Origin of the sequence: Campylobacter concisus, from assembly GCF_003048985.1 — a bacterium.
In the GTDB taxonomy this organism is placed as follows: domain Bacteria; phylum Campylobacterota; class Campylobacteria; order Campylobacterales; family Campylobacteraceae; genus Campylobacter_A; species Campylobacter_A concisus_AY.
Genome location: NZ_PIRS01000015.1, coordinates 1 through 20,510, shown reverse-complemented (window position 1 = coordinate 20,510; position 20,510 = coordinate 1). Strand labels below are relative to the sequence as shown.

Genomic DNA, 20,510 nt, shown 5'->3' with positions numbered 1-20,510 from the left:
TAGACCTTTATATGTAGTAAATTTTTAAATTTCGCGAGATCTTGCGAGTTGCTTTTATAAATTTAAGCCGTTTTTTTAGTATCTCTTCTCTGGTTTTGTAAATTTGTTTGTAGATTTTACTCTCTAGCTTTTCTTTACCAGCAGCCACTGGCAAGCGCTCTAAGATGCCCAGCCAGACATCATAGTCTTGAAGCGCACCAAAGATCTCTTGCATATCTTTTAGCCGCTCTTCATACTTTTTAAGCCCGTCAAAATAAAAAATCTCACTCAAAAACTCGTAAGTATATCTCACCTTTTTAAGCTCGATCCTGATCTTGTGAAAGCTCTCATTTGGGCAGTCTTGATTGAGGCCTTTTAGCCTTTTTTGTGCTAGAACTAGAAGCGTTCTTAGCTTAAACGAGCCAAGGCGCGAAAGGCTCACGTCAAAGAGCTTTGATCTATAAAACTCGCCCTCGTTTAAAAATATCTCCCACTCTTTTAAAAATGCGTAGTTTTCCTCGTCGCTAAGGTAGCTTTTAACGTTTTCATACTCTAAATTTAGAGCCTTTTGCACAAAGTAAATTAGCTCATTTGCATGCTTTTGCTCGCTTAAAAAGCCAAGAAATATGTCTAGGTCTCGCTTTTTGTTGGTTGAGTTTGCCAAAATTTTAAAATTCTCTCCAAAAAAGAGCGTCACTTTCTCATCAAAAACGCCGTTAAAAATTTTAAGTAGCGACCTAACTTTTCTTAAATTTACACGCAGATTGTGCAAAATTTCTTCGTCATGATCTTGCAGATAGTCGCTCTTTAGTCTCTTTATCTCTTTAGAGATGCTTAAAAACAAAGCCCTTAAAGCCTCGCCGCTTTTTAAATTTGCAGCGAAATTTGGCGAAATTTCTTTGTTTTTAAAGACATTGTAGGCTCTTTTGTAGTCGATTTGTTCATTTTCGTTTGCGTGGATGGCTAGAAATTTGTTTTTATATCTTTTATCGCAGGTGACATCGGCCTTACAAAACTGCTCCAAAAATGGTGGCAGTTTAAAATATATAGCCTCATTTTCATCAGAAAATTCGATCTCAAATGTACAAAGTCCATTTAAGCTATCTTTAAAAACATCGATGTTGCAGGGGTTATTATTTAGCCGAAAAATGTATCTATCTTTTGTGATTACGCGCCCGATGCGGTTTTTTAGAGCCTTTTTAAACTCCGCCTTTTCGCAAAATTCCTCGTTTTCTTCTCTTATAAGATCTTTGCCGACCTTGATCGTTTTTATAAATTTACCCTCTTCGCTTCTGAAGCGGATCTCTTCATTTTGCGTGATCTTGGTGTAAAACTGAGAAATTTCAAGGTGCTTAAAAACTACCCCAGCCTCTTTTAGAAAATCTAGAATTTGAGAATTTTTGAGTAAAAATTTACGCTCTATCTCCAAACCCACATTTTTCTCCGAAATTTTTTGCTTATTTTAGCGAGTTAGTGCTTAAAATAATGAGAAAAAAGCTAATTTCAGGCTTGTTTGAAGTGTTTTATGAAGAAAAATAAAAATTTATGTTGCGTAATGCAACATAAATTTTGCCTTATCGGCAGTGTTTACAGCTTTTAACGCTAGCAACGATATTTAGGCGCTCGATGATGTTACCGATCTTTTTTTCAAGCGCTTCTTGGTATTTGCCAAGCTCTGAGTCATCATAGCTCATATCCTCGACGCTACCGCAGTTTTCGCAAACCACGTGGATGTGCGGATGCTCATAAATGTCGTATCTCGCCTTTTGATTGACGATATTTACTTCAACCACTAACCCCTCGTCTTTTAGAGTGTTTAGGTTTTTATAGACAGTTGCGAGCGAAACTGATGGATTTTCTTTCAAAATTTCATCATAAAGCTCATCGATCGTTGGATGTGTGTGACGATCAAGAATTCTCAAAACGCTAAGACGCTGCGGCGTTACTTTAAGCCCAGACTGTTTTAGCAACGATACATATTGCATAATTTTCCCCTATACAAATTTTTGCTTTATGCTAGCAAAAGTAATATTAAACGTTTCTTTATTAAATGATATTAATTATTCTCTAGTAATTTTTGGGTAATTTGCTCAGCGCTTATGCCAAGGCTCTTTTCGACCTCAGCTGTCGAGCCATGCTGGATAAATTTATCATCATATTCAAAGCTAACAACGCTTACATTTGATATGCCATTTTCTTGTAAAAACGCACTTACGATCTCGCCAACACCGCCTTTTTTAGCGCTATCACTAAAGATATACCACTTTTTAGTGCGTTTTGCTAGCTCACATAAAAGCTCGCCATCAAGCGGCTTTACAAAGACTAGATCAACTAAGATCACCTCAAGCTTGCCAGCTAGTAAATTTCTAACCAAATTTGCCTTGCCAACGCCATTGCCATAGCCTAAAAATGCGGTCTCACTCTTTGCGTCAGCCAAAATTTCACCCTTGCCAAATTCAAGCGGTTTAGCTTTAAACTCATCTCTTAAGATAAATGCCCCACGCGGATATCTAAACGCGCTAACACCCTTGTAAGAGTAGGCAAATTCCATAACATTTTTCATGCTCTCTTCGCACCTTGGGGCAAAAAGAACCATGTTTGGCACAGCGTTTAAAAAGCTGATATCAAAAGCACCCTGATGCGTTTCGCCGTCCTCACCCACGATGCCTGCCCTATCCATCGCAAATGTGATGTTTAAATTTAATATAGAAGCGTCGTGAATGACCTGATCGTAGGCTCTTTGCATAAAGGTCGAGTATATCGCGACAAATGGCTTAAAGCCCTCTTTTGCCATGGCTGACATCGATGTAACTGCGTGCTGCTCAGCTATCGCCACATCCCAAAAGCGGTCTGGAAACTCATGTATGAGCGCGTCCATACCAGTGCCTGTTGGCATCGCAGCCGTTACGCCAACGATGTCGCTATGCTCTCTTGCCATCTTTAAAAGCTGCTCGCTAAAGATCGCCGTGGCTGACTTGTTTGACTGTCTTTTTATAAATTCGCCACTTTTTAGATCAAACGGCCCAACTCCGTGCCAATTTTCATAGTAACCCTCGGCAAATTCATACCCTTTGCCCTTTAGCGTCTGCACGTGCACAATGACTGGTTTTTTCATATTTTTAGCTGTTTCAAATGTGCTAAGAAGCGCTGAAAGGTCGTGTCCATCGACTGGGCCTATGTACTCAAGTCCAAGCTCTTCAAAAAACATGCCAGGAGTGATAAGCCTGATGCCCTCCTCCATGCGTCTAGCCATGTAGGCTGCAGAGTCTGGCATATAGCTTAAAAAGCGCTCAACCCTGCCTTTAAATTTTTGATAAAACTGCCCTGCCATCATCTGGCTTAGATACTTGCTAAGCGCGCCTATTGGCTTGCTTATGCTCATTTCGTTGTCATTTAGGATGATGACGCAAGGATATTTTCTGTCCCCCAGCTCATTTAGTGCCTCGTACGCCATGCCGCCACTTAGCGAGCCGTCGCCTATGACAGCTACTGGCAAGCGCTCTTCATTTTTTAGTTTGATCGCCTTTGCAGCGCCAACTGCTAGTGAAATGGACGTTGAGCTATGGCCTGCCACAAAGTAGTCAAATTTACTCTCGCTTGGCTTTGTGTAGCCGCTGATACCGTTAAATTTCCTAAGCGTATCAAAGCTCTCCCAGCGCCCAGTTAGCAGCTTATGCGCGTAGCTTTGGTGGCTCACATCAAAGATAAATGGATCTTTTGTAACGTCAAAAATTTTATGCATCACAACGATGATCTCGACTGCACCGATGTTTGAGCTAAGATGGCCGCCATTTTTGCTAACGGTAGCTAAAATTTTATCTCTGATGTCGTGGCAGAGCGCGTTTAGCTCATCGACATTTAGGCTTTTAACGTCTTTATTCATTATTTACCAGCATTTTTAGCTTTTCAAGCCTTGTTTGCATCGTCGCATCGATATTTCCGCCCTCGCTTATTATCACCACACCACCTTTGCTTATGGCATCATCAGCGCTTACTTTTACGCGTTCGTTTTTACTAAACTGCTCTTTTAGATACTCGCTATCTTCAGGATTAACGCGAATTTCTATATTTTTTACGTCGCTTAGCTCTTTTATAAGCGAATTTGCTAGGTGATGAGCGATCTGGCTAGAAGCGCTTGACACCTCTTTTTCTATCACCTCTTTTGCGATCTTTATCGCAGTTTGGCCAAGCTCGTCTTCGCTCTTTTTCAAAAACTCATCAAATTTAGCGTACTGCTCATCTAACTTTGCAGCTGAAGCACTAAATTTAGCCTCAAGCTCTTTTATCTTTGCCTCATTTGCAGCGTTTGTTTGAGCGATGCCTTCGTTTTTACCATCCTCTTTTGCACGGGCGATCTCAGCCTCAAGACGCTTTGCAAATTCGCTCTCTTGATTTTCTATTTGCATTTGAAGCTTGATGATGTTGCTGCTTAGCTCATCTGTCTTTTTAAGCAGCTCCTCGACAAAGCTAGAGTCAAATCCAGGCTGGTGAGCTTGGCTATTTTGAGACTGAGGTGCAAAGTGATTTTGCATGTTTGGTTGCACTGGGTGCGGCATCTGAGGTGCGAAATTTTCACCACCTTGCTCTAAGCTTTGTTCATTTAGCTCTTCACTAAGATTGTTCTCTTCTATCAAAACAGGTGTGCTATCTTGGGCTCTTTCGTTACTTCCAAGCACCTTAAATCTATAATTTTCTATAAAGTGAGCCGGTGAGGTCTCACTTGTTATTACGCTACTTTTCATTCTATCATCTCATCTGCTTCGCCAACTTGGAAGACACCTTGATCAGCTAGACCTTGAACGACCTCAACGATGCGTCTTTGCGCCTCTTCAACGTCTTTTACACGCACAGCGCCAAGATATTGCATCTCCTCTTTGAAGGCTTCGGCTGCACGCTGAGACATATTTGATAAAAATTTATCCTTAATGCCATCACTAGCTCCTTTAAATGCAATCATAAGATCTTTTTTATCCACATTTTTGAGAATTTCTCTGATCGCAGTTGCGTTAAGGTTGATAATATCTTCAAAGGTAAACATAAGCTCTTTGATCGTTGTAGCAAGCTTATCATCACTTTGTTCGATGCGCTCAATCGTGCTTTTGCTGGCTTTTTGACCAAGTCTGTTAAGCACTTCTGCCACAGCTCTTGGGCCACCAACCTCAACCTTGTAAGATGTGAGGCTCTCAAGTTTGCCCTCAAGCACTGTTGAGACACGCTTGATGACTGATGGGCTGATCTCGCCAAGGTTTGCCATCCTAATCACCACCTCGCTTCTTAGCTCATCTGAAAAAAAGCTTAGCGTCTCGGCAGCACTTGTTGAGTCCATGTGGGCTAGGATTAGCGCGATAGTTTGAGGGTGCTCTTTTACGATGAAGTCTGCGAGTTGTTGTGGCTTTATCTTATCAAGATAGCCAAAGCTCTTTGAGTTCTCCATGCTTTTTGCAAGCTTGTCTAAAATTTTCTGAGCAGCTTCTGGACCAAATGTGCGGTATAAAATTTCTTTTGCATACTCTAAGCCACCGCTTCTCATATATTGATTTGACTGCATGAGAGCGTAAAATTCTTCCAAGATAGCGCCTGCTACTTGCTTGTCTATATTTTTTGAAGTCGCTATGTAGCCCGAAATTTCAGTGATGATATCAACATCCATATGAGAAAACATAAGAGCTGTCGCCTCTTCGCCAAGCTGGATTAGTAAAATAGCGATCTTTTCTGGCATCGAAAGATCGTCATATATTATCTTTTGCTTATCGGTTAGTTTTATAGACATCAAATTTCCTTACGCATGTTAAAGTCACTATCGTTTTTAATCATATCTTGGAGTAAATTTGAAATTTCCTCGCTTCGTTCAGTGACTATCGTCTTCATCTTTTCAAGAAGGACGTCGTATTTTAGCTCGTCTTCGTTAAATTCACCGCTAAGACCAAGCTGCTCCTCGACCTTCTTGCGAGCGGCTTTAAATTTCTCAAGCGTATCTTCAGCATCCATCTCGATATCTTCAAGATCGTCCTGGGCTTGCTCCTCTTCTTCTTTCGTCTCTTCAAGCATCTTTTGCATAAATGGCACTATGACTTTTTTGTAGAAGATGTAGAGTAGAAGTGCTGCAAAGATGTATTTTAGTAGCGGCAAGAAAGGCATCACGTAGTTATTCATAAAGCCATCCATCTTCTCGCCAGTGCTGACATCTTTGCCAGTTTTAAACTCGAAGTTATCCAAGCTCACCTCATCGCCTCTATTTTGATTGTAGCCGATTGATTGCTTGATTAAATTTGTGATTGATTCTCTTTGCTCTTTGGTAAGCGGGGCAAATTCAAGCTCGCCAGTTGGCTTGCCATCTTTGTCCTTTTTGTTCTGATAAAGTCCGTCTATAACGACAGCTGCGCTTACTCTATTTATGCTCGCAAACTGCCCTTTGACATTTGTCACTTTCTTTGAAATTTCGTAGTTTGTCTGCTGTGAGCTCTTGTTATACTGCTCTTTTAAAGTGCTATCATCTAGTCCTTGAACAGGACCTATGTTACTAACCGCACCTGGGACGCCACCCACTTCATTTGGAGCTGAGCCTTGACGCTTTTCTTCGATGTTGCTCTCGCTTCTTACGACGTTATTTGGGTCATAAACCTCGCTTTTTGTATCTTTTTTGTCAAAGTCAAAGTCGATATTTACCTTTGCTACGACCTTATCTGCCCCGCCTACGATAGGAGCTAGGACATTTACGATCTTTTGCTCGTAATTATTTTCAAACTCGCGCTTATAGCGGATCTGCTGAGCTATGGCATCACTATCAAATTCACCATCTTCATCGCCAAGTGCAACGCCATCTTGATTTACTATCTTTACATTTTCGGTGCTTAAATTTGTAACAGAGGCCGCCACAAGGTTTTTAATGCCAAAAATTTGCTTCGCGTTTAGACTAACGCCTGGCTTTAGCTCAACGACGATAGAAGCGGTCGGAAGTGCTTGTCTTTCAGTAAAGACGCTCTCTTTTGGTATGGCTATTCTTACGGTTGCTTTTTGGATAGATGAGAGGCTCTCGATCGTTCTAGCTAGCTCACCCTCAAGTGCTCTTTGAAATTTAACTCTCTGCTCAGCATCAGTAGCTCCAAATTCTTGCTTGTCGAAAATTTCAAAGCCGATCTTACTCTCTTTTGGTATGCCAAGCGTTGCAACCGCGATACGCTCTTTATAGACATCGCTTGTTGGCACAAGGATAGTGCCTTCATTTGCTAGTTTATACTTTATACCATCTTTATTTAGCTGATCGACTATTAAGGCTGAGTCGCTTGGGCTGATGTTTTCAAAAAGGACGCTATATCCTGCAAAGCTATCACTTTTACTTTTGTAAAGCGTTAAAAATACCAAAAAAGCCACAACTAAGACGATCGAGCTGCCTGCGACGATCTTTTGTTTTAGTGAAAGCTTTTGATAAATTTGACTTATTTGATGAAGTAATGCCTTAAAATCCATATCCCTACTTTAAAATTTGCTCTAACTCTTCAAAAACTCTATCGTTTTGCCATGCCTGACCGATGGTGATTCTCACCGCATTTAAGGCATAGCTTTTTAAATCTCGTAAAATTATACCTTTTTTTAGCATCTTTTCGCATATCTGGCTCGATTTTGGCTCGTTAAATTTAAATGTGATGAAATTTGTATAGCTTGGGATAAACTCAATGCCATTTTGCCTTGCAAATTCCTCATACCTCTTCATCTGCTCGAAGTTGTTTTGCATAGTTTTTTGCACAAATTCATCATCACCAAGTGCTACGATCGCCGCTCTTAAGCTCGGTGTTGTGATATTAAAAGGAGCTCTTAGCTTTGAAAGAGCGCCTATGATCTCTTCATTTGCCACGCCGTATCCAACGCGCATGCCGCCAAGTGCGTATGCCTTTGAGAAAGTGCCAAGATAAATTACGTTTTTAAAATTCACCACCTCGCTTGGCTTTATCTCTTTTTTGCTATCTTTAAATTTAGCAAATTCGTTGTAAGCACAATCAAGCACCACAAGCGTATTTTCATCAATGTTTTTTATAAATTTATAGACTTCATCGGCATCGATACACTCACCCAAAGGGTTGTTTGGTAGGCAAAGAAAGATGACAGAAATTTCATCTTTGTGCGCATTATAAATTTCTAAAAACTCACTCAAATTATGCTCCACGCTCTTTGTGCGGTAAATTTTAGCCCCAGTTTGTTTTGCATAAATTTCATACATCGCAAATGTCACGCCAGCCATCAAAACACCACTTTGCTTGTTCGCCTTTGCGTGCAGTGCAAACTCTATGATCTGGTCGCTTCCAGAGCCGATGATTAAATTTTTGCTAGTTACGCCAAATTTCTTAGCAAGCCCCTCTTTTAGCTCAAAGTAGCTATCATCTGGATAGAGATGTGCGTTTTTAGCGACCTCTTTTAGCGCCTCTTCTACGCGTTTGCTCGTGCCAAATGGATTTTCATTGCTCGCTAGCTTTATCACATCTTTTGCATCGATGCCAAACTCTCTAACTACAAGCTCGATTGGCTTTCCAGCCTCGTAATTTACTAGATCATCTAAAAAGTCATTAAATTTCATTACTCATCTCCGTTTAAATAGCTTCCAAGCCACGTTATCTCAGCGCCGCTCTCTTTTGCGAGTTCAAAGGCGTTTTGCACCTTCTCATCGTCGATATGCCCTTCAAAGTCAAGGTAAAAAATTGACTTAAATTCGCGCTGTTTGATAGGGCGTGACTCAAGTTTCGTGATATTGATATTCTCATTTTTAAAGATAGAAAGCAGATCAGCAAGGCGTCCTGGGCTGTGATCAGTCTTTGCTAGGATCGAAGTTTTCGAGTTTTCAACCTTGGCATTTTTAAAATCACTTAGGATCAAAAATCTCGTTCTGTTTGCCATATTATCTTCGATCGTTTCATAGACGATTGGCACGTTATAAATTTTAGCTGCGATTTTTGAGCAAATGGCGGCTGATTCTCTATCCATAGATGCCATATAAGCAGCTGCTGCGGTTGATTTGGCTGGAACAAATTCGACCTCATTTAGCAAGTGATCTTCTAAAAATTTACGGCACTGGTTGTAGCCTTGCGGATGCGAATAAATTCGCTTTATCTCTTTTAAATTTTCATTTATGCTAACAAAGCTGTGGTGGATATCTACGTAGAGCTCTGCCACTATCTTTATATCATCAAATTTACTCAAACAATCAAGCGTAGCTCCAACAGCGCCTTCAGTGTTGTTTTCGATAGGCACGACACCGTATTTTGCCTCTTTTTGAGCTAGCTTCGTAAAAACTGCCTCGATCGTAGCAAGTGGCAGATATGCACTCATCGCACCAAATCTACTTTGCGCCGCTTGATGTGTATAAGTGCCCTCAGGCCCTAGATAGACGATCTTTTGAGGCATCTCTAAATTTCTACTAACAGCAAAAATTTCAAGATAAATAGCCTCGATCGCAGCCTTATTTAAAGCTTTATCTTTGCTAAGGCTAGTTAAGCGATTTATGATGGCTCGCTCGCGTTCAGGGCGATATATAGGCGTCCCAGTCGTTTGCTTTAGCTTGCCGATCTGCTCAACAAGCTTCATCCTCTCATTTAGTTTATTTAAGATGAGATCATCGATACTATCGATCTCTTTTCTAAGCTCATTTAGCTCTTGCATCAGCGCTCTCCAAAAATTCTATCTCAGGTGCCACGACATCCTCAAAGCACTCACGTCTTCTTATCAGCCTATCTTTGCCATCAAGCACGCAAACTTCAGCGGCTCTGTTTCTTGTGTTGTAGTTTGAGCTCATGCTAAATCCATAAGCTCCAGCCCCTTTAACCACGATGATGTCGCCACTTTCACACTCTGGCAGATTGATATCTTTTGCTAAAAAGTCGCCGCTTTCGCAAACTGGACCGACAACGTCGCAAGTGCCTAAATTTTCATCCTTGCCATCAACAAAAATTTTATGATGCGCGCCATAAAGGCTTGGTCTTATGAGATCATTCATCGCGCCATCAGTGATGACAAATCTCTTTTTGCCATTAAATTTCTCATATAAAACGCTTGCCACAAAGTAGCCAGCATTGCCCACGATAAAGCGTCCTGGCTCGCAAACGATGGTTACATCTTGACCTTTTAGTGCGCCTAAAATTCCTTGTGCGTAGTCGTATAAATTTATCTCTTTTTCGTCGTTATAGATGATGCCAAGTCCGCCGCCAACGTCAAAGAATTTGATATCGATCTCAAGCGCTCTTAGCTCTCTTAAAAGCTCGCTAACGATCTTTGCGGCGTCTATTATCGGGCTTAGTGAAGTTAGCTGCGAGCCGATGTGGAAGTGTATGCCAGTTGGCTCAAGAAACTCTGAAGCTTTAGCGTGGATATACATCTTTTTAGCTGTCTGCGCATCGACGCCAAATTTGTTTTCATTTAGCCCTGTCGAGATATATGGGTGCGTTTTAGCATCAACACTAGGATTTACCCTGATGCTGATCCTTGCCTTTAAATTTAGCCCTTTTGCTATCTCTTCAAGCCTTAAAAGTTCGGCAAAACTCTCAACATTTATCAGCAAAATTTCATTTTCTAAAGCCTCTTTTAGCTCTTCATCGCTCTTGCCAACGCCGCTAAAGATGATCTGATATCTCTTGGCTCCTGCCAAAAGCGCTCTTTTGACCTCGCCGATGCTCACGCAGTCAAATCCAGCTCCAAGATCAGCCAGAAATTTTAAAACACTTAAATTTGAGTTTGCTTTTACAGCGTAGCAAACTAGAGATTTTCTAGCGTAAAATGCGTTTTTTAGCGCCTCGTAGCGCTCTTTAATGTAGTTAAAATCATAAACGTAAAGTGGGGTTTTGTATTTGCTTGCAAGCTCTTTAAAATCCATAAAATAGCCTTTTTTAAAATGGCTTGATTTTACAAAAAAGTTGCCAAAATTTGGCTTAACGATGCGATTTTATGAGATAAATGGCGTATGCAAAAAGCAAAATAACAGGGAAAACCATGCCGATCTCTGGCAAGATGACAGAGGTTTGAGCAAATTTGGTTAAGATAAAGAGAAGTCCCCAAACTACGAGTGTTATGACGACAAAGATAAATGTTGAGAGTGCGAGGTTAAAAAACCTGCCAGTTACTGGCAAATGATAGTAGAAAATAAGCAATAAAAATGGCGCAAAAAATGGCGTGATAGCAAGGTTATAAAATGCAGTCCTCGCGCTATCAAGCCCTATGCCTTCGTTTTTAAATGTCTTTATAAAATTTATCGCGTCAGGTATGTTAAATTTCGAGTTTTCAACGCTTGCAGCACTTTCAATGCTCTTTGGCTTAAAGCCTCTTAGCGCATCTAAATTTTCACTTTTTACCTTGCTAAAGCCATTTTCGCCAAGCTCTAAATTTTGAGGCAAAAAGGTCTGATTTACATCTTCTAAAACCCACTCATTGTCTTTAAATTTAGCGTGGTCGGCAAAAGTTGTTGAGAGCAAGTCGGTGCCATTAATGTCAAAAATTCTCACATCATTTGCTCTTTGCTTGGCTGAGTTTAGCTCTTTTATATAGATAAATTTGCCTTCAAATTTCAAAAATGAGTCGTTTGTACTTTTTGAAAAAGCGGTGTTTTTAGCGATACTTTTTTGATAGTCATGTGCATAAGCAAATGGCGTAAAATTTAGCCCAACATAAAAAATCGTCACAAAAAATGCGATAAGAAATGGCGGTAAAATGAGCTTGTTTTTGCTGATGCCAAGGGCATAAAAGCTGATTAGCTCGTTTGATCTGACCATATTTACATGTAAAATTATTAGCGCAAAAATGAGTGAAAGTGGCAAAACGTAGCTAATGGCACTTAGTGCAGTAAGGCCAACGTAGAGTAGCTGAAGGTTCGCAGATGGCGGCAGATCTTTTAAATTTGTAAGCAGGTCAATGCCAACATAAAATAGCTCAAGCGCTAAAAATACGATAAGAAAAGATTTTATATAGACCCAGCCAACGTATCTGGCGTATAGTTTCATTTGATAAGACCTTTTTTTACCGTAAATTTTTGTGAAATTTCATTGATATCGCTCTTTAGTAGCTCGCAAACTGCATTTTTTGTATAGGCTAAAATTTCATCTAAAGCCTTTTTCTCCTCGCCACTAAACTCGCCAAGGACAAAATTTTTAGCATCGCCCTCATGTCCGATACCTACGCGCACTCTTTCGTAGTCGTTGCCTATTAGTCCGTCGATTGATTTTATGCCGTTGTGTCCGCCGCTACTGCCGCCTTTTTTAAATTTAACCGCGCCAAAACTAAGGTCAAGATCGTCGTGGATGACGATGATCCTATCTGGCTTATAAAAGTCTTTTACTGCCTTTACGCTTTGACCTGAAAGGTTCATAAAGGTCGTTGGTTTTAGCAAGATAATGTCGTTAAATTTAAAAACTTCGCCTTGAAATTTAGCTGAGCTAACATCTTTGAAATTTGAGTCTTTTAGGAGGTCTATAAGCATAAAGCCCATGTTGTGTCTAGTGTTTTCGTATTTGGGACCAGGATTTCCCAGCCCCGCTATTAGTGTCACAAAAGCCCTTTTTATTTAGCTTTAATAACTCCAAGTACCGCAACACGGTCAGCGTCAATGATAGTAACGCCTTTAGGAGCTGTGATATCACGAACCAAAATCGTATCATCAATGTCAAGTTTGCTTACATCAACGTCAAATGAATTTGGTAAATTTTCAGCCGTGCATTTTACGCAAAGACGTCTTTTTGACTGTATCAAAACGCCCTTATTTTTAAGACCAATAGGTGTTCCAACTGGCTTAACTGGGATCATATATTTTGATAAAACGCCAGGGAGCGCTACTTTTAGATCTACGTGTTTAAGATCGCTTGTAACAACATCTCTTTGGTAATCAACAATAACGACATTATAAACTTTTCCGCCTACTTTTACATCAAAAGCAAGGCTCTCTTTTTTGCGTGCTTCTTTGATAAAGTCATTTACTTTAAAAGCAGCTGCAACATTCTCTAATCCCTTGCCATAAATGTTGGCGATTAGATAACCATCTCTTCTCAAAGCCTTCGCAGACTTCTTACCGATACTCTCTCTAACGATACCTTCTAACATCGTTTTCCTTTCATAAAAAATAGGTGCTGATTTTATCTAATGCTTTATAAATTTCACATAAAGCTTACTAAATTTCTTTAAGTGCGATCACTTCAGGTTGATCTTGTTTGCTTTGAGGTTTGCCAAAATTTACACCATTTTCAAAGCTAAAACCTGCTACATTTGAGCTTTTTATCTTAAGCTGCAAGTCGCCCCTATTGCTAGCATTATCAAGTGCTACTTCGGCACTAATTATCTTATTTTCATAAAGCTCAAGCAGGTGCTGATCAAAAGTTTGCATGCCATAAGTATTTTTTGACTCAGCTATGGCAAGATCGATCTCGTCAAATTTCTCTTCAGATATGAGCTCTTTTATGCGGGTATTTTTTCTCATGATCTCGACTGCTGGGCGTCTTGTGCCAAAAAGCGTCTTAACTAGCCTTTGTGAGATGACGCAAGCAAGCACCGAAGAAAACATAAGGCTGACCTTATCTCGCTCGCCTTGCGGGAAGCTATTTACTATTCTATTTACGCTCTCTTTTGCATCAAGCGTGTGGAGTGTCGAAAGCACCAAGTGGCCAGTCTCAGCAGCTCTAATGGCAGTCTCAATCGTCTCAAGATCTCTCATCTCACCCACCAAGATGATGTCAGGATCTTCTCTAAGTGAAGCCCTTAGTGCATCTGAGAAATTTAGCGCATCTGCCCCGATAGAGCGCTGATTGATTATACTTTTATCGTCGTTAAATACATACTCAATCGGATCTTCGATAGTCACGATGTGCGATCTTTTTGTTTGGTTTATGAAATTTATCATGCTTGCAAGCGTTGTCGTCTTGCCGCTTCCAGTTGGGCCAGTCACTAGGATGATGCCACGAGTGGTCTCTGTGCAAATTTTTTCTATCACGCTTGGTAAATTTAGATCTTTTATGGTTGGGATTTTTGTTGGAGTGACACGAAAGACAGCAGAAATTCCATTTATCTGCAAAAACATATTTACACGAAAGCAGTACTCATCATTTAGTTTATAAGAAAAATCTATGTCTTTTTTCTCCATAAACTCATCAAATTTAGCCCCCAAAAGCTCTTTTGCGATAGCCACTGCGTCACTAGGGCCCAAATTTTCTTCGCTAAGTGGCATGATCTCACCATTAAATCTACCATAAACAAGGCTTGCAGACTTTAGATGAAGGTCGCTGCCGCCTTTATCTACTAAAGAACACAGATATGAGTCTAGGTCTTGTTTGGTCATTAAAGTGATTTCATAATGTCGTCAAATGCTGCAACAAACTGCTTTAAGCCATCATTTAAAAGCTCTTTATAAGTAGCATTTATATCGATCTCATTATTTTTTATGATGTGAAAAAAGCTTGCGATATTCTCTTTGCTAGGGGCATTTTTTGCCTCAGCTTTTTCCTTTATAAATTCTTTTATCGTATCTATCGGAGCTGTGTTTATAGAGTTTTTATACATTAGCTCCCTAACGTAATAATCCTCTCTTAAGCCACCACCTTTTACGCCAGTGCTTGCAAAAAGTGTCCTTACGTTTTCTAAACCAAAATCCTCAATGATATGATAGATATTTGCAGCGTTCATTATACCGATCTGCCCTGTTGGTAGGCTCTTTGCGGCCATTGTCTCATCAAGCTTTCTGTCAAATCTACTAACAAAAACGCTGATCACACCCTTTGGCATCGTCGTATCCACAAAGCGGCTTGCATAAGCTTTGCTACCCTCTTTAAAGGCCTCTAGGCAGTTTTTGGCCTGATCTGGCGAGAAAATGAGCGTCGCATTTACGCTGATGCCTCTTGCCATGAGTGCGCTCATCGCTTCATAACCCTCTTTTGTAGCTGGAATTTTTATCATGACATTTGGCATTGAGATAAGGTTGTGAAGCCTGATGCCCTCTTCTATCGTCGCAGCTGTTTCGCCACTTAAATTTGGATCAACCTCGATGCTAACAAAGCCATCGTCGCCATTTGCGTAGTTTTTTAGCATTTTACATGCGGCGATCTTGATATCTTGGGTCGCTAAAATTTCATAGAGGTCTTTTGGATGACGCTTGTTGCTGTTTTGTATGATCTGTTTGTAAGCAGGTGATGCAAAAGCTGTTTTAAAGATAGCTGGGTTGCTTGTAGCTCCGTTTATAACGCCTTTTTCTAGCAAAGAGTTGAATTCGTTTTGTAAAAAGTCTCTCTCTATAAAGTCACACCAAAGAGAAAATTTAGCTTCATTGTCATACATTTTTTCACCTTATAAAATTTAAGCTGTAATAAATTGAACGTATTTTACTATCGAAATTCTAAAATTGAACTTTGAGGTAAAAAAATGTGTGAAATGTCTTTCTATTTTGAGAAAGGTAATTTCGTGCTAAAAACTACTAGAGTAGCTCGTATAGAAAGCAATGGAACGCTCGTTTTTCGCAACAAAATGAATTCGATATTATTTCCAGTAAATTTTACATCTAGGGATTATGATATCTTTTTTACTATTTGCTGGTATGCAAAGCAATTGGGCTATTCTGAGAATAAGGGTTTTATAGAAATGCCCTATTCTGCCTTTTACGATTTCTTCCCAAGTGGTTTAAATAAAACTAGATTTAATGAAGAAATGCAAAATTTTAGACTAAAAGTTTTAGGGCAAAATGGTGCGGCGATATATAGGAGTGTCGAGACTACTGGGGACGACGAGATCACGTCTGTTGGGGTTTTTTTTATTGATATTGATACATACAGAAATAAGCAAATGCTAAGGTTTAGATTAAATAGTAGAGCTCTTGATATTCTATTTGGTACTTTAAAATTTATGAGGATAAATTTACACGATTTTATTTCAATCCGAAGTAAATTTGCCAAGACCCTTTACCGACTCCTGCTTCAATATGAAAACATAAGATCCGATAAAGATGGTTGTAAGTGTGTTAATTTAAACAGGACTGATTTTGAAAATTTTATGAGCACTCCTGCAACTTATAATGCGTCAGATTTAGATCGCTTCGTAATTAAGCCATCAATCAAAGAGCTTGATAAAAATTACTTTAAAAAGCTTACTTTTGAAAAAAAATTAGCCGATGGCTCTAAGAAAAATATTATCGGTTACTCTTTTAGGTTTATGTTAAATGAGGATGCTTGATTTTGCTTTTATCCTAATAATCTAGCTCTAGCTTTTGAACATCAAAATTTATTTGCTCAGCTTTTGGGGTAGGTAAATTTTGCCTTTTACTATGCTCATCGTTATTTTTATTTTTAAACATTCTTACTAAAATTTTATGGATTTTTATAAGATTATTTTTAATTTTTTTCGTCATTTTTGCTTCTTGGCTTATCAACCTTTTATTCTCATGGCTATATATTCTTCCAGATCTAGGTCAAAGTTGTTCGCTTCCGCCTTAAATTGCATTAGTTCATCAAATGTGAAAATATCTTTTAGCTCGTATGTTGCTAGAATTTTAATGTCTGAATAGGTTAAAATACTTATTTCTAGGCTTTCTGCGATTTGTCTTATCTTTTCTTTCTTTGCTTCACTTACAAATACTATATAGTTTTGTTGATGCTCTTTCTCTTTTGCGTCATTTGGCTGTGGGGCTTCTATCAATCCCATTTTAAATCTTACAAATTCGCTCATGCTCGTATTATGCCATTTTGCTTGGTCATAGATCGTTACAAGCACTTCATCTTTTATATATGGTATAGGCGTTGTTAATGCTAATTCTATAAATTTTGCTAGCGTATATGTTGGATATTTCTTGCGTATTTTTATGCCTAGTTCTTTAGAAAATTTAGTTCCAACCGATACCTTGCCTTTTTTTGTAGATTGCTCCTTTTGACTATCTGCTCCAGCTATAAATTCATCTAATTTGTCAGTAGAATTGCTTATTCTTTTAAAATCCATCTCTTTTTCCCTTTTTTTAATTTGATTGTAACATTTTATAAAATTTATTACTACCCTATAGCTTCTCTACTCATCTTTTGCTCCTTTTTACAGATAAATTTTATCAACTTTTCTTTTTAGCTTACGTGCTAAAAATTTGCCGTTTTCATCTTCACCTATCTCATATCCAGCCTTTTCAACATCCGCTTTTAAGTTGGCTATATTAGAATTTAGCCTATCTCTTTGCGCAATTAACGAAAATATATATTTAGCATTATTCACTAGGTTTTGTAGCTTTTGTTCTTTTATCATATTTCTTATCCTTGACTTTTATAATGCCCTTTACTACGCACAAATTTTTATCTTCGTTTATATCTTTTAGGCACTCCGCGCATAAATGCTCGTATTCGTTAATTCCAGTGTAATTTTTAGCTTCTTCGCTAAATTCATACACCTTAACGTCATCATCGCTTTGTGCGCCACAGCTATCACAGACATATATAATACTCACTTTGTGTCCTTTAAAATCAATTATATATCCCGCTCATTAGTCTTTCTCTCCTCTTTTTCTAAACTAGGCTTACTTCTCCAAGCCCACCACTCAGCACCATCATATTCTTCACGTTCTAGCCAATCAGGGATGTCCTTAAAGGTTATCCAACCCTTCCAGTATTGTGAGCCATATCCTTTGTCATAGTTAAGCATACTTGCTTGTATCTCATTCCAAGGGATTTCTCCTTTACCCTTGTAGCTGGTAATAGTAGAGCAACACCAATCTCTTGAGAATTTAAGCATATACTCATCTACTTTGTGATCTCCTATGAGTTCCATTGTCTCTTGTTTGAAATTAGTTGGTCTCATTTTTATATCTGCTTCTTACTATATTTTAACAATCCGCTGACTACCTTCTTATTGTCCAATTTGGAACACTTAATTCGCCATCGCCATCTACTTTAATGATAGACTTAGGAATTACCTGAGAGTTTTCTTCGTCGTAATCATTTCTCCAACTAACGGTTACATTTGAGCCTTCTATCTTAGTGATTTTAACATAGAACTCTATACCATTTTTAGATTCTATGTAAGCTCCAACCTTGATTAGCTCATCTCTTGTTTTTTCCATTTTGTATCCTTTCCTTATTGAATTTAGTTTATTATAGTGAAAATTTGCTTAAAAAATAATAAAATAAGCAAAAATAAACTAATAAATGATTAAAAAATATATAAAATTTAAATAATATAAAAAATATTTTTTTCAGTGAAAATTATAAGTAAAATATAAAAAAATGCTTTTCTTCTTTCCCCTTTTTAAATTTACACATCGCTTTTGTCGATGCTACTATTATCTTCATTTTTTAAAATATCTCACTGCATAAATTTTTGATTTCTTGCTCAGTTTTGTTGCCGTCGTTCATTTCAACTACACTTAGTCCCAGTTGGGTCGCAATTTTATATCGCTCTCTTTCAAATATAATTGTTTCTGCTAGTTTTATATAGTCTTCTTGAATTTCTTTTATAAAATTCTTGAGACTTTCTACTTTTTTGGCTAAAAATGGATTTGTGGACGCTCTATTGATCACAATATATGTTTGCAGATTAGTGTTTTGCTCCTTTGCCATCTTGATTATGTTTACCATTTTATCAAGGACGCTTACGTCAAACTGGCTTGGAATTGTCGGAATTATAACAATATCGCTTAGTGCTATTGCTATTCTCATTTCTCGACTATCTCGCCCACCTGTATCGATCACTATATCCCTTTTTGTTTTGTTGTCCTGCAGGAATACTTTTAGTTCTTCGCCATATTTATAAGCAAAGTCAAATGCTTTTGGGTGGTTTTCTTCGTTTCGTATATTTAAAAATGTGGCTATTGACTTCTGTGGGTCTGTATCGACCAATAATAGTGGTTCGCCTTTTACAATACCTTGGTTTATCGCTATATTAGTAGCTAGGGTGCTTTTACCGCTTCCGCCTTTTTCATTACATATAGAAACAATCATTTTTATTCCTTTGTCTTAGATTTTTAAATGATTATATACTTTTAAACTTAATAAATAATAAAATATTAAATTATTAAATAGTATTTTAAATAAATATCTAAAGAATAAAAATTATATATTGAATATTTTTTTATAAATAAAACAATAGTATTTTATAAAAATTATTCTTTTCTTTCTGAAATAATAAAATTTATCTTGATAATAAAATATAGCATTACGTTAAAAATTATATAGCACATAATAGCGAGAGCTATAAAAAAGGCATCTGCATTGAGTAGGGTCTCTATTTTATTTGGTTTTTTTAAAAGATATAAAATAGTATTTATGCCGATCCCAAATAAATTTATAAATGCAAAAACCCACATAAACCGCTTTGCTGGGGTATTGAAAAGCTCTAGCTTGTTTTTCTTCTTCATGCACTTTTGTCCTTTTGCTACCTAAAATTGATTTAATATTCTTGCTCTAGGCTTTAATCCGCCTTTTCTTTGTATAATGATCCTTGTAAAAAGCTCTTGCCCTTTTAGAACCGCTGATTTTGTGTTGTTTTCTTTGTAGGTATGCTTAACTAGCTCAGGGTATTTGTCTTTAATTTCAAAGTCACAGCCTAAAATTTTAAATTGTGCTGGGTTGTGCCTTAAAAAAAATGTTAGCGGTATACCAATTACTCCGTCATAGTCAATTGGTATGTCCTTGCAATTTTTGACTTCTATGATCTTGTAATTATCGTACTCTGGGTATTTATTTTCATTGCCCTTATACTTTTGGGTTAATCTTATACCATTTTGGTGTTTTATGCTTTTTAAATTTGTGAACCATGATATGTTGCTAAAACGCTTCTTACTGCCGTCTGGTCGTGTGAAAATATTTACTTGATGATTGCCTAGCCAAATTTTACCATTTTTGTATAGCTCAAATATTTTTTTATACGTAATTGAGTAGGTTCCGCCAACTATTAAAAATTTCTTGTTTTGTTTTTCTACAATTTCTATTAAGTCGCGAAAAAGGGAGAAAGGTGGATTTGTGACTATTATATCGCCACTTGCTATAATATGTCTTACTTCTTTGCTTCTAAAATCACCGTTCCCTTGCAACATCGTCTCATTTATTCCGCTCTCGCTGATCTCTATTTTCATCCCCTTTGATTTTGGCTCTTTAATATTGTACGTCGTTGTAATTAGCTTTTTTAGCTCTAGGGATTTAAAATTTAAGGCAAAGTATCTATAAAAGTTGCTTTTCTTGCCGTCGTTGCAAGGGCATACTACTACTTTGCCTTTAAAATGTGTTCTATAATCTTGTATTTCGGCTCTTATCTCATCGAAACTCGTATAAAACTCATCATCTACGTCATATTTTGCACTCATGAAGTAGATATTGGCTCTTTTATCTTTGTCCGATAACCAGCTTTGAGCTCTTTCGCTTTGGGTTAAATTTTGCATTTTACTGCTTATTCCCCTTGCACATACTCGGTTTTTTCAGTTTGTTCTTCTCGTTCGTTTGGCGTTTCCTTTTCGTTAATTTCCTGCTTTTTGCCATCAAGCATTACCATTTTATCAACGACAATGCTATGTTTGCTCCTATTTTGTCCATTATTGTCTGTCCATTGGTCGAATTTCAATC

At 38.0% G+C, this 20,510-nt stretch carries 24 protein-coding genes and 1 pseudogene; 1 reads left to right on the top strand and 24 read right to left on the bottom strand.

All coding sequences use genetic code 11. The features are described from left to right. Positions 1–7: 7 nt before the first annotated feature. The 14 genes from CVS91_RS09460 to CVS91_RS09395 form a co-directional block, all read right to left on the bottom strand. Entirely contained in the window at positions 8–1,414 is a 1,407-nt protein-coding gene (locus tag CVS91_RS09460; RefSeq protein ID WP_234409691.1) for a CHAD domain-containing protein, read from the bottom strand. Between the two features lie 139 nt (positions 1,415–1,553). After that, positions 1,554–1,964 carry a Fur family transcriptional regulator gene (locus CVS91_RS09455; protein ID WP_009294652.1) on the bottom strand — a complete coding sequence of 137 codons (411 nt, stop codon included), beginning with the start codon at positions 1,962–1,964 and terminating at the stop codon, positions 1,554–1,556. A 71-nt stretch (positions 1,965–2,035) separates the two neighbouring features. Further along, complete coding sequence (dxs, locus tag CVS91_RS09450) at positions 2,036–3,862, bottom strand: 1-deoxy-D-xylulose-5-phosphate synthase (protein WP_107831770.1); 1,827 nt, start codon at positions 3,860–3,862, stop codon at positions 2,036–2,038. Continuing rightward, entirely contained in the window at positions 3,855–4,721 is an 867-nt protein-coding gene (gene fliH, locus CVS91_RS09445) for a flagellar assembly protein FliH (RefSeq protein ID WP_103558755.1), read from the bottom strand. Before fliH ends, dxs begins: the two co-directional genes overlap by 8 nt. Then, complete coding sequence (gene fliG / locus CVS91_RS09440) at positions 4,718–5,749, bottom strand: flagellar motor switch protein FliG (RefSeq protein WP_021087878.1); 1,032 nt, start codon at positions 5,747–5,749, stop codon at positions 4,718–4,720. Before fliG ends, fliH begins: the two co-directional genes overlap by 4 nt. Continuing rightward, the gene (gene fliF, locus CVS91_RS09435; protein ID WP_107831768.1) at positions 5,749–7,446 is read right to left on the bottom strand and encodes a flagellar basal-body MS-ring/collar protein FliF; all 1,698 of its coding nucleotides are present in this window, start codon (positions 7,444–7,446) and stop codon (positions 5,749–5,751) included. Before fliF ends, fliG begins: the two co-directional genes overlap by 1 nt. A gap of 4 nt (positions 7,447–7,450) precedes the next feature. Continuing rightward, positions 7,451–8,548 (bottom strand): histidinol-phosphate transaminase, encoded by a 1,098-nt coding sequence (gene hisC / locus CVS91_RS09430; RefSeq protein WP_107831766.1) that lies wholly within the window; start codon positions 8,546–8,548, stop codon positions 7,451–7,453. Beyond that, complete coding sequence (gene pheA / locus CVS91_RS09425) at positions 8,548–9,627, bottom strand: prephenate dehydratase (RefSeq protein WP_009294657.1); 1,080 nt, start codon at positions 9,625–9,627, stop codon at positions 8,548–8,550. Before pheA ends, hisC begins: the two co-directional genes overlap by 1 nt. Next, positions 9,611–10,834 (bottom strand): diaminopimelate decarboxylase, encoded by a 1,224-nt coding sequence (lysA, locus tag CVS91_RS09420; RefSeq protein WP_107831764.1) that lies wholly within the window; start codon positions 10,832–10,834, stop codon positions 9,611–9,613. Before lysA ends, pheA begins: the two co-directional genes overlap by 17 nt. A gap of 55 nt (positions 10,835–10,889) precedes the next feature. Further along, a complete protein-coding gene (locus CVS91_RS09415) occupies positions 10,890–11,954 on the bottom strand; it encodes an LptF/LptG family permease (RefSeq protein ID WP_107831762.1) in 1,065 nt (354 codons plus the stop codon). Continuing rightward, positions 11,951–12,499, bottom strand: a complete 549-nt coding sequence (gene pth, locus CVS91_RS09410) for an aminoacyl-tRNA hydrolase (protein WP_107831760.1) — start codon at positions 12,497–12,499, stop codon at positions 11,951–11,953. The genes CVS91_RS09415 and pth overlap by 4 nt, the downstream gene beginning before the upstream one ends. Before the next feature lie 11 nt (positions 12,500–12,510). Beyond that, a complete protein-coding gene (locus tag CVS91_RS09405) occupies positions 12,511–13,047 on the bottom strand; it encodes a 50S ribosomal protein L25/general stress protein Ctc (protein WP_002939542.1) in 537 nt (178 codons plus the stop codon). 67 nt (positions 13,048–13,114) lie between these two features. Beyond that, positions 13,115–14,275 (bottom strand): type IV pilus twitching motility protein PilT, encoded by a 1,161-nt coding sequence (locus CVS91_RS09400; protein WP_107831758.1) that lies wholly within the window; start codon positions 14,273–14,275, stop codon positions 13,115–13,117. After that, positions 14,275–15,267, bottom strand: coding sequence for a transaldolase (locus CVS91_RS09395; RefSeq protein WP_107831756.1), 993 nt, complete (start codon positions 15,265–15,267; stop codon positions 14,275–14,277). Before CVS91_RS09395 ends, CVS91_RS09400 begins: the two co-directional genes overlap by 1 nt. A gap of 123 nt (positions 15,268–15,390) precedes the next feature. Here CVS91_RS09395 and CVS91_RS09390 point away from each other — a divergent pair, with 123 nt between their 5' ends. Beyond that, positions 15,391–16,155 (top strand): replication initiation protein, encoded by a 765-nt coding sequence (locus tag CVS91_RS09390; RefSeq protein ID WP_234402919.1) that lies wholly within the window; start codon positions 15,391–15,393, stop codon positions 16,153–16,155. A 13-nt stretch (positions 16,156–16,168) separates the two neighbouring features. Here CVS91_RS09390 and CVS91_RS10235 read toward each other — a convergent pair whose 3' ends face one another. The 10 genes and pseudogenes from CVS91_RS10235 to CVS91_RS10530 all read right to left on the bottom strand — a co-directional run. Beyond that, positions 16,169–16,330 (bottom strand): hypothetical protein, encoded by a 162-nt coding sequence (locus CVS91_RS10235; protein ID WP_159071415.1) that lies wholly within the window; start codon positions 16,328–16,330, stop codon positions 16,169–16,171. Positions 16,331–16,347: 17 nt separating this feature from the next. After that, complete coding sequence (locus CVS91_RS09385) at positions 16,348–16,914, bottom strand: hypothetical protein (protein WP_107831754.1); 567 nt, start codon at positions 16,912–16,914, stop codon at positions 16,348–16,350. A gap of 87 nt (positions 16,915–17,001) precedes the next feature. After that, positions 17,002–17,205, bottom strand: a complete 204-nt coding sequence (locus CVS91_RS09380) for a hypothetical protein (RefSeq protein ID WP_103594667.1) — start codon at positions 17,203–17,205, stop codon at positions 17,002–17,004. Beyond that, positions 17,168–17,404: a hypothetical protein gene (locus tag CVS91_RS09375; protein WP_107831752.1), complete on the bottom strand. Its 237-nt coding sequence runs from the start codon at positions 17,402–17,404 to the stop codon at positions 17,168–17,170. Before CVS91_RS09375 ends, CVS91_RS09380 begins: the two co-directional genes overlap by 38 nt. Positions 17,405–17,424: 20 nt before the next feature. Continuing rightward, complete coding sequence (locus tag CVS91_RS09370; protein WP_107831750.1) at positions 17,425–17,754, bottom strand: hypothetical protein; 330 nt, start codon at positions 17,752–17,754, stop codon at positions 17,425–17,427. A 40-nt stretch (positions 17,755–17,794) separates the two neighbouring features. Further along, positions 17,795–18,016, bottom strand: coding sequence for a hypothetical protein (locus CVS91_RS09365; protein ID WP_107831748.1), 222 nt, complete (start codon positions 18,014–18,016; stop codon positions 17,795–17,797). 232 nt (positions 18,017–18,248) lie between these two features. Then, a complete protein-coding gene (locus tag CVS91_RS09360) occupies positions 18,249–18,893 on the bottom strand; it encodes an AAA family ATPase (protein ID WP_021092016.1) in 645 nt (214 codons plus the stop codon). A gap of 161 nt (positions 18,894–19,054) precedes the next feature. Continuing rightward, a complete protein-coding gene (locus CVS91_RS09355; protein ID WP_234409690.1) occupies positions 19,055–19,309 on the bottom strand; it encodes a hypothetical protein in 255 nt (84 codons plus the stop codon). A gap of 21 nt (positions 19,310–19,330) precedes the next feature. Further along, complete coding sequence (locus tag CVS91_RS09350) at positions 19,331–20,329, bottom strand: adenine-specific methyltransferase EcoRI family protein (protein ID WP_107831746.1); 999 nt, start codon at positions 20,327–20,329, stop codon at positions 19,331–19,333. A gap of 83 nt (positions 20,330–20,412) precedes the next feature. Further along, positions 20,413–20,510, bottom strand: a pseudogene (locus CVS91_RS10530) (single-stranded DNA-binding protein); the annotation flags it as partial.

What these genes read in the sequence shown, in the direction of transcription:
- CVS91_RS09370 (WP_107831750.1), bottom strand. Translation starts at nt 17,754, where the DNA reads ATGAGACCAACTAATTTCAAACAAGAGACAATGGAACTCATAGGAGAT.
- dxs (WP_107831770.1), bottom strand. Translation starts at nt 3,862, where the DNA reads ATGAATAAAGACGTTAAAAGCCTAAATGTCGATGAGCTAAACGCGCTC.
- CVS91_RS09380 (WP_103594667.1), bottom strand. Translation starts at nt 17,205, where the DNA reads ATGATAAAAGAACAAAAGCTACAAAACCTAGTGAATAATGCTAAATAT.
- CVS91_RS09385 (WP_107831754.1), bottom strand. Translation starts at nt 16,914, where the DNA reads ATGGATTTTAAAAGAATAAGCAATTCTACTGACAAATTAGATGAATTT.
- pheA (WP_009294657.1), bottom strand. Translation starts at nt 9,627, where the DNA reads ATGCAAGAGCTAAATGAGCTTAGAAAAGAGATCGATAGTATCGATGAT.
- fliF (WP_107831768.1), bottom strand. Translation starts at nt 7,446, where the DNA reads ATGGATTTTAAGGCATTACTTCATCAAATAAGTCAAATTTATCAAAAG.
- CVS91_RS09360 (WP_021092016.1), bottom strand. Translation starts at nt 18,893, where the DNA reads ATGATTGTTTCTATATGTAATGAAAAAGGCGGAAGCGGTAAAAGCACC.
- CVS91_RS09455 (WP_009294652.1), bottom strand. Translation starts at nt 1,964, where the DNA reads ATGCAATATGTATCGTTGCTAAAACAGTCTGGGCTTAAAGTAACGCCG.
- CVS91_RS09395 (WP_107831756.1), bottom strand. Translation starts at nt 15,267, where the DNA reads ATGTATGACAATGAAGCTAAATTTTCTCTTTGGTGTGACTTTATAGAG.
- CVS91_RS09405 (WP_002939542.1), bottom strand. Translation starts at nt 13,047, where the DNA reads ATGTTAGAAGGTATCGTTAGAGAGAGTATCGGTAAGAAGTCTGCGAAG.
- hisC (WP_107831766.1), bottom strand. Translation starts at nt 8,548, where the DNA reads ATGAAATTTAATGACTTTTTAGATGATCTAGTAAATTACGAGGCTGGA.
- CVS91_RS09350 (WP_107831746.1), bottom strand. Translation starts at nt 20,329, where the DNA reads ATGCAAAATTTAACCCAAAGCGAAAGAGCTCAAAGCTGGTTATCGGAC.
- fliG (WP_021087878.1), bottom strand. Translation starts at nt 5,749, where the DNA reads ATGTCTATAAAACTAACCGATAAGCAAAAGATAATATATGACGATCTT.
- CVS91_RS10235 (WP_159071415.1), bottom strand. Translation starts at nt 16,330, where the DNA reads ATGACGAAAAAAATTAAAAATAATCTTATAAAAATCCATAAAATTTTA.
- CVS91_RS09355 (WP_234409690.1), bottom strand. Translation starts at nt 19,309, where the DNA reads ATGAAGAAGAAAAACAAGCTAGAGCTTTTCAATACCCCAGCAAAGCGG.
- CVS91_RS09400 (WP_107831758.1), bottom strand. Translation starts at nt 14,275, where the DNA reads ATGACCAAACAAGACCTAGACTCATATCTGTGTTCTTTAGTAGATAAA.
- CVS91_RS09415 (WP_107831762.1), bottom strand. Translation starts at nt 11,954, where the DNA reads ATGAAACTATACGCCAGATACGTTGGCTGGGTCTATATAAAATCTTTT.
- lysA (WP_107831764.1), bottom strand. Translation starts at nt 10,834, where the DNA reads ATGGATTTTAAAGAGCTTGCAAGCAAATACAAAACCCCACTTTACGTT.
- CVS91_RS09365 (WP_107831748.1), bottom strand. Translation starts at nt 18,016, where the DNA reads ATGGAAAAAACAAGAGATGAGCTAATCAAGGTTGGAGCTTACATAGAA.
- fliH (WP_103558755.1), bottom strand. Translation starts at nt 4,721, where the DNA reads ATGAAAAGTAGCGTAATAACAAGTGAGACCTCACCGGCTCACTTTATA.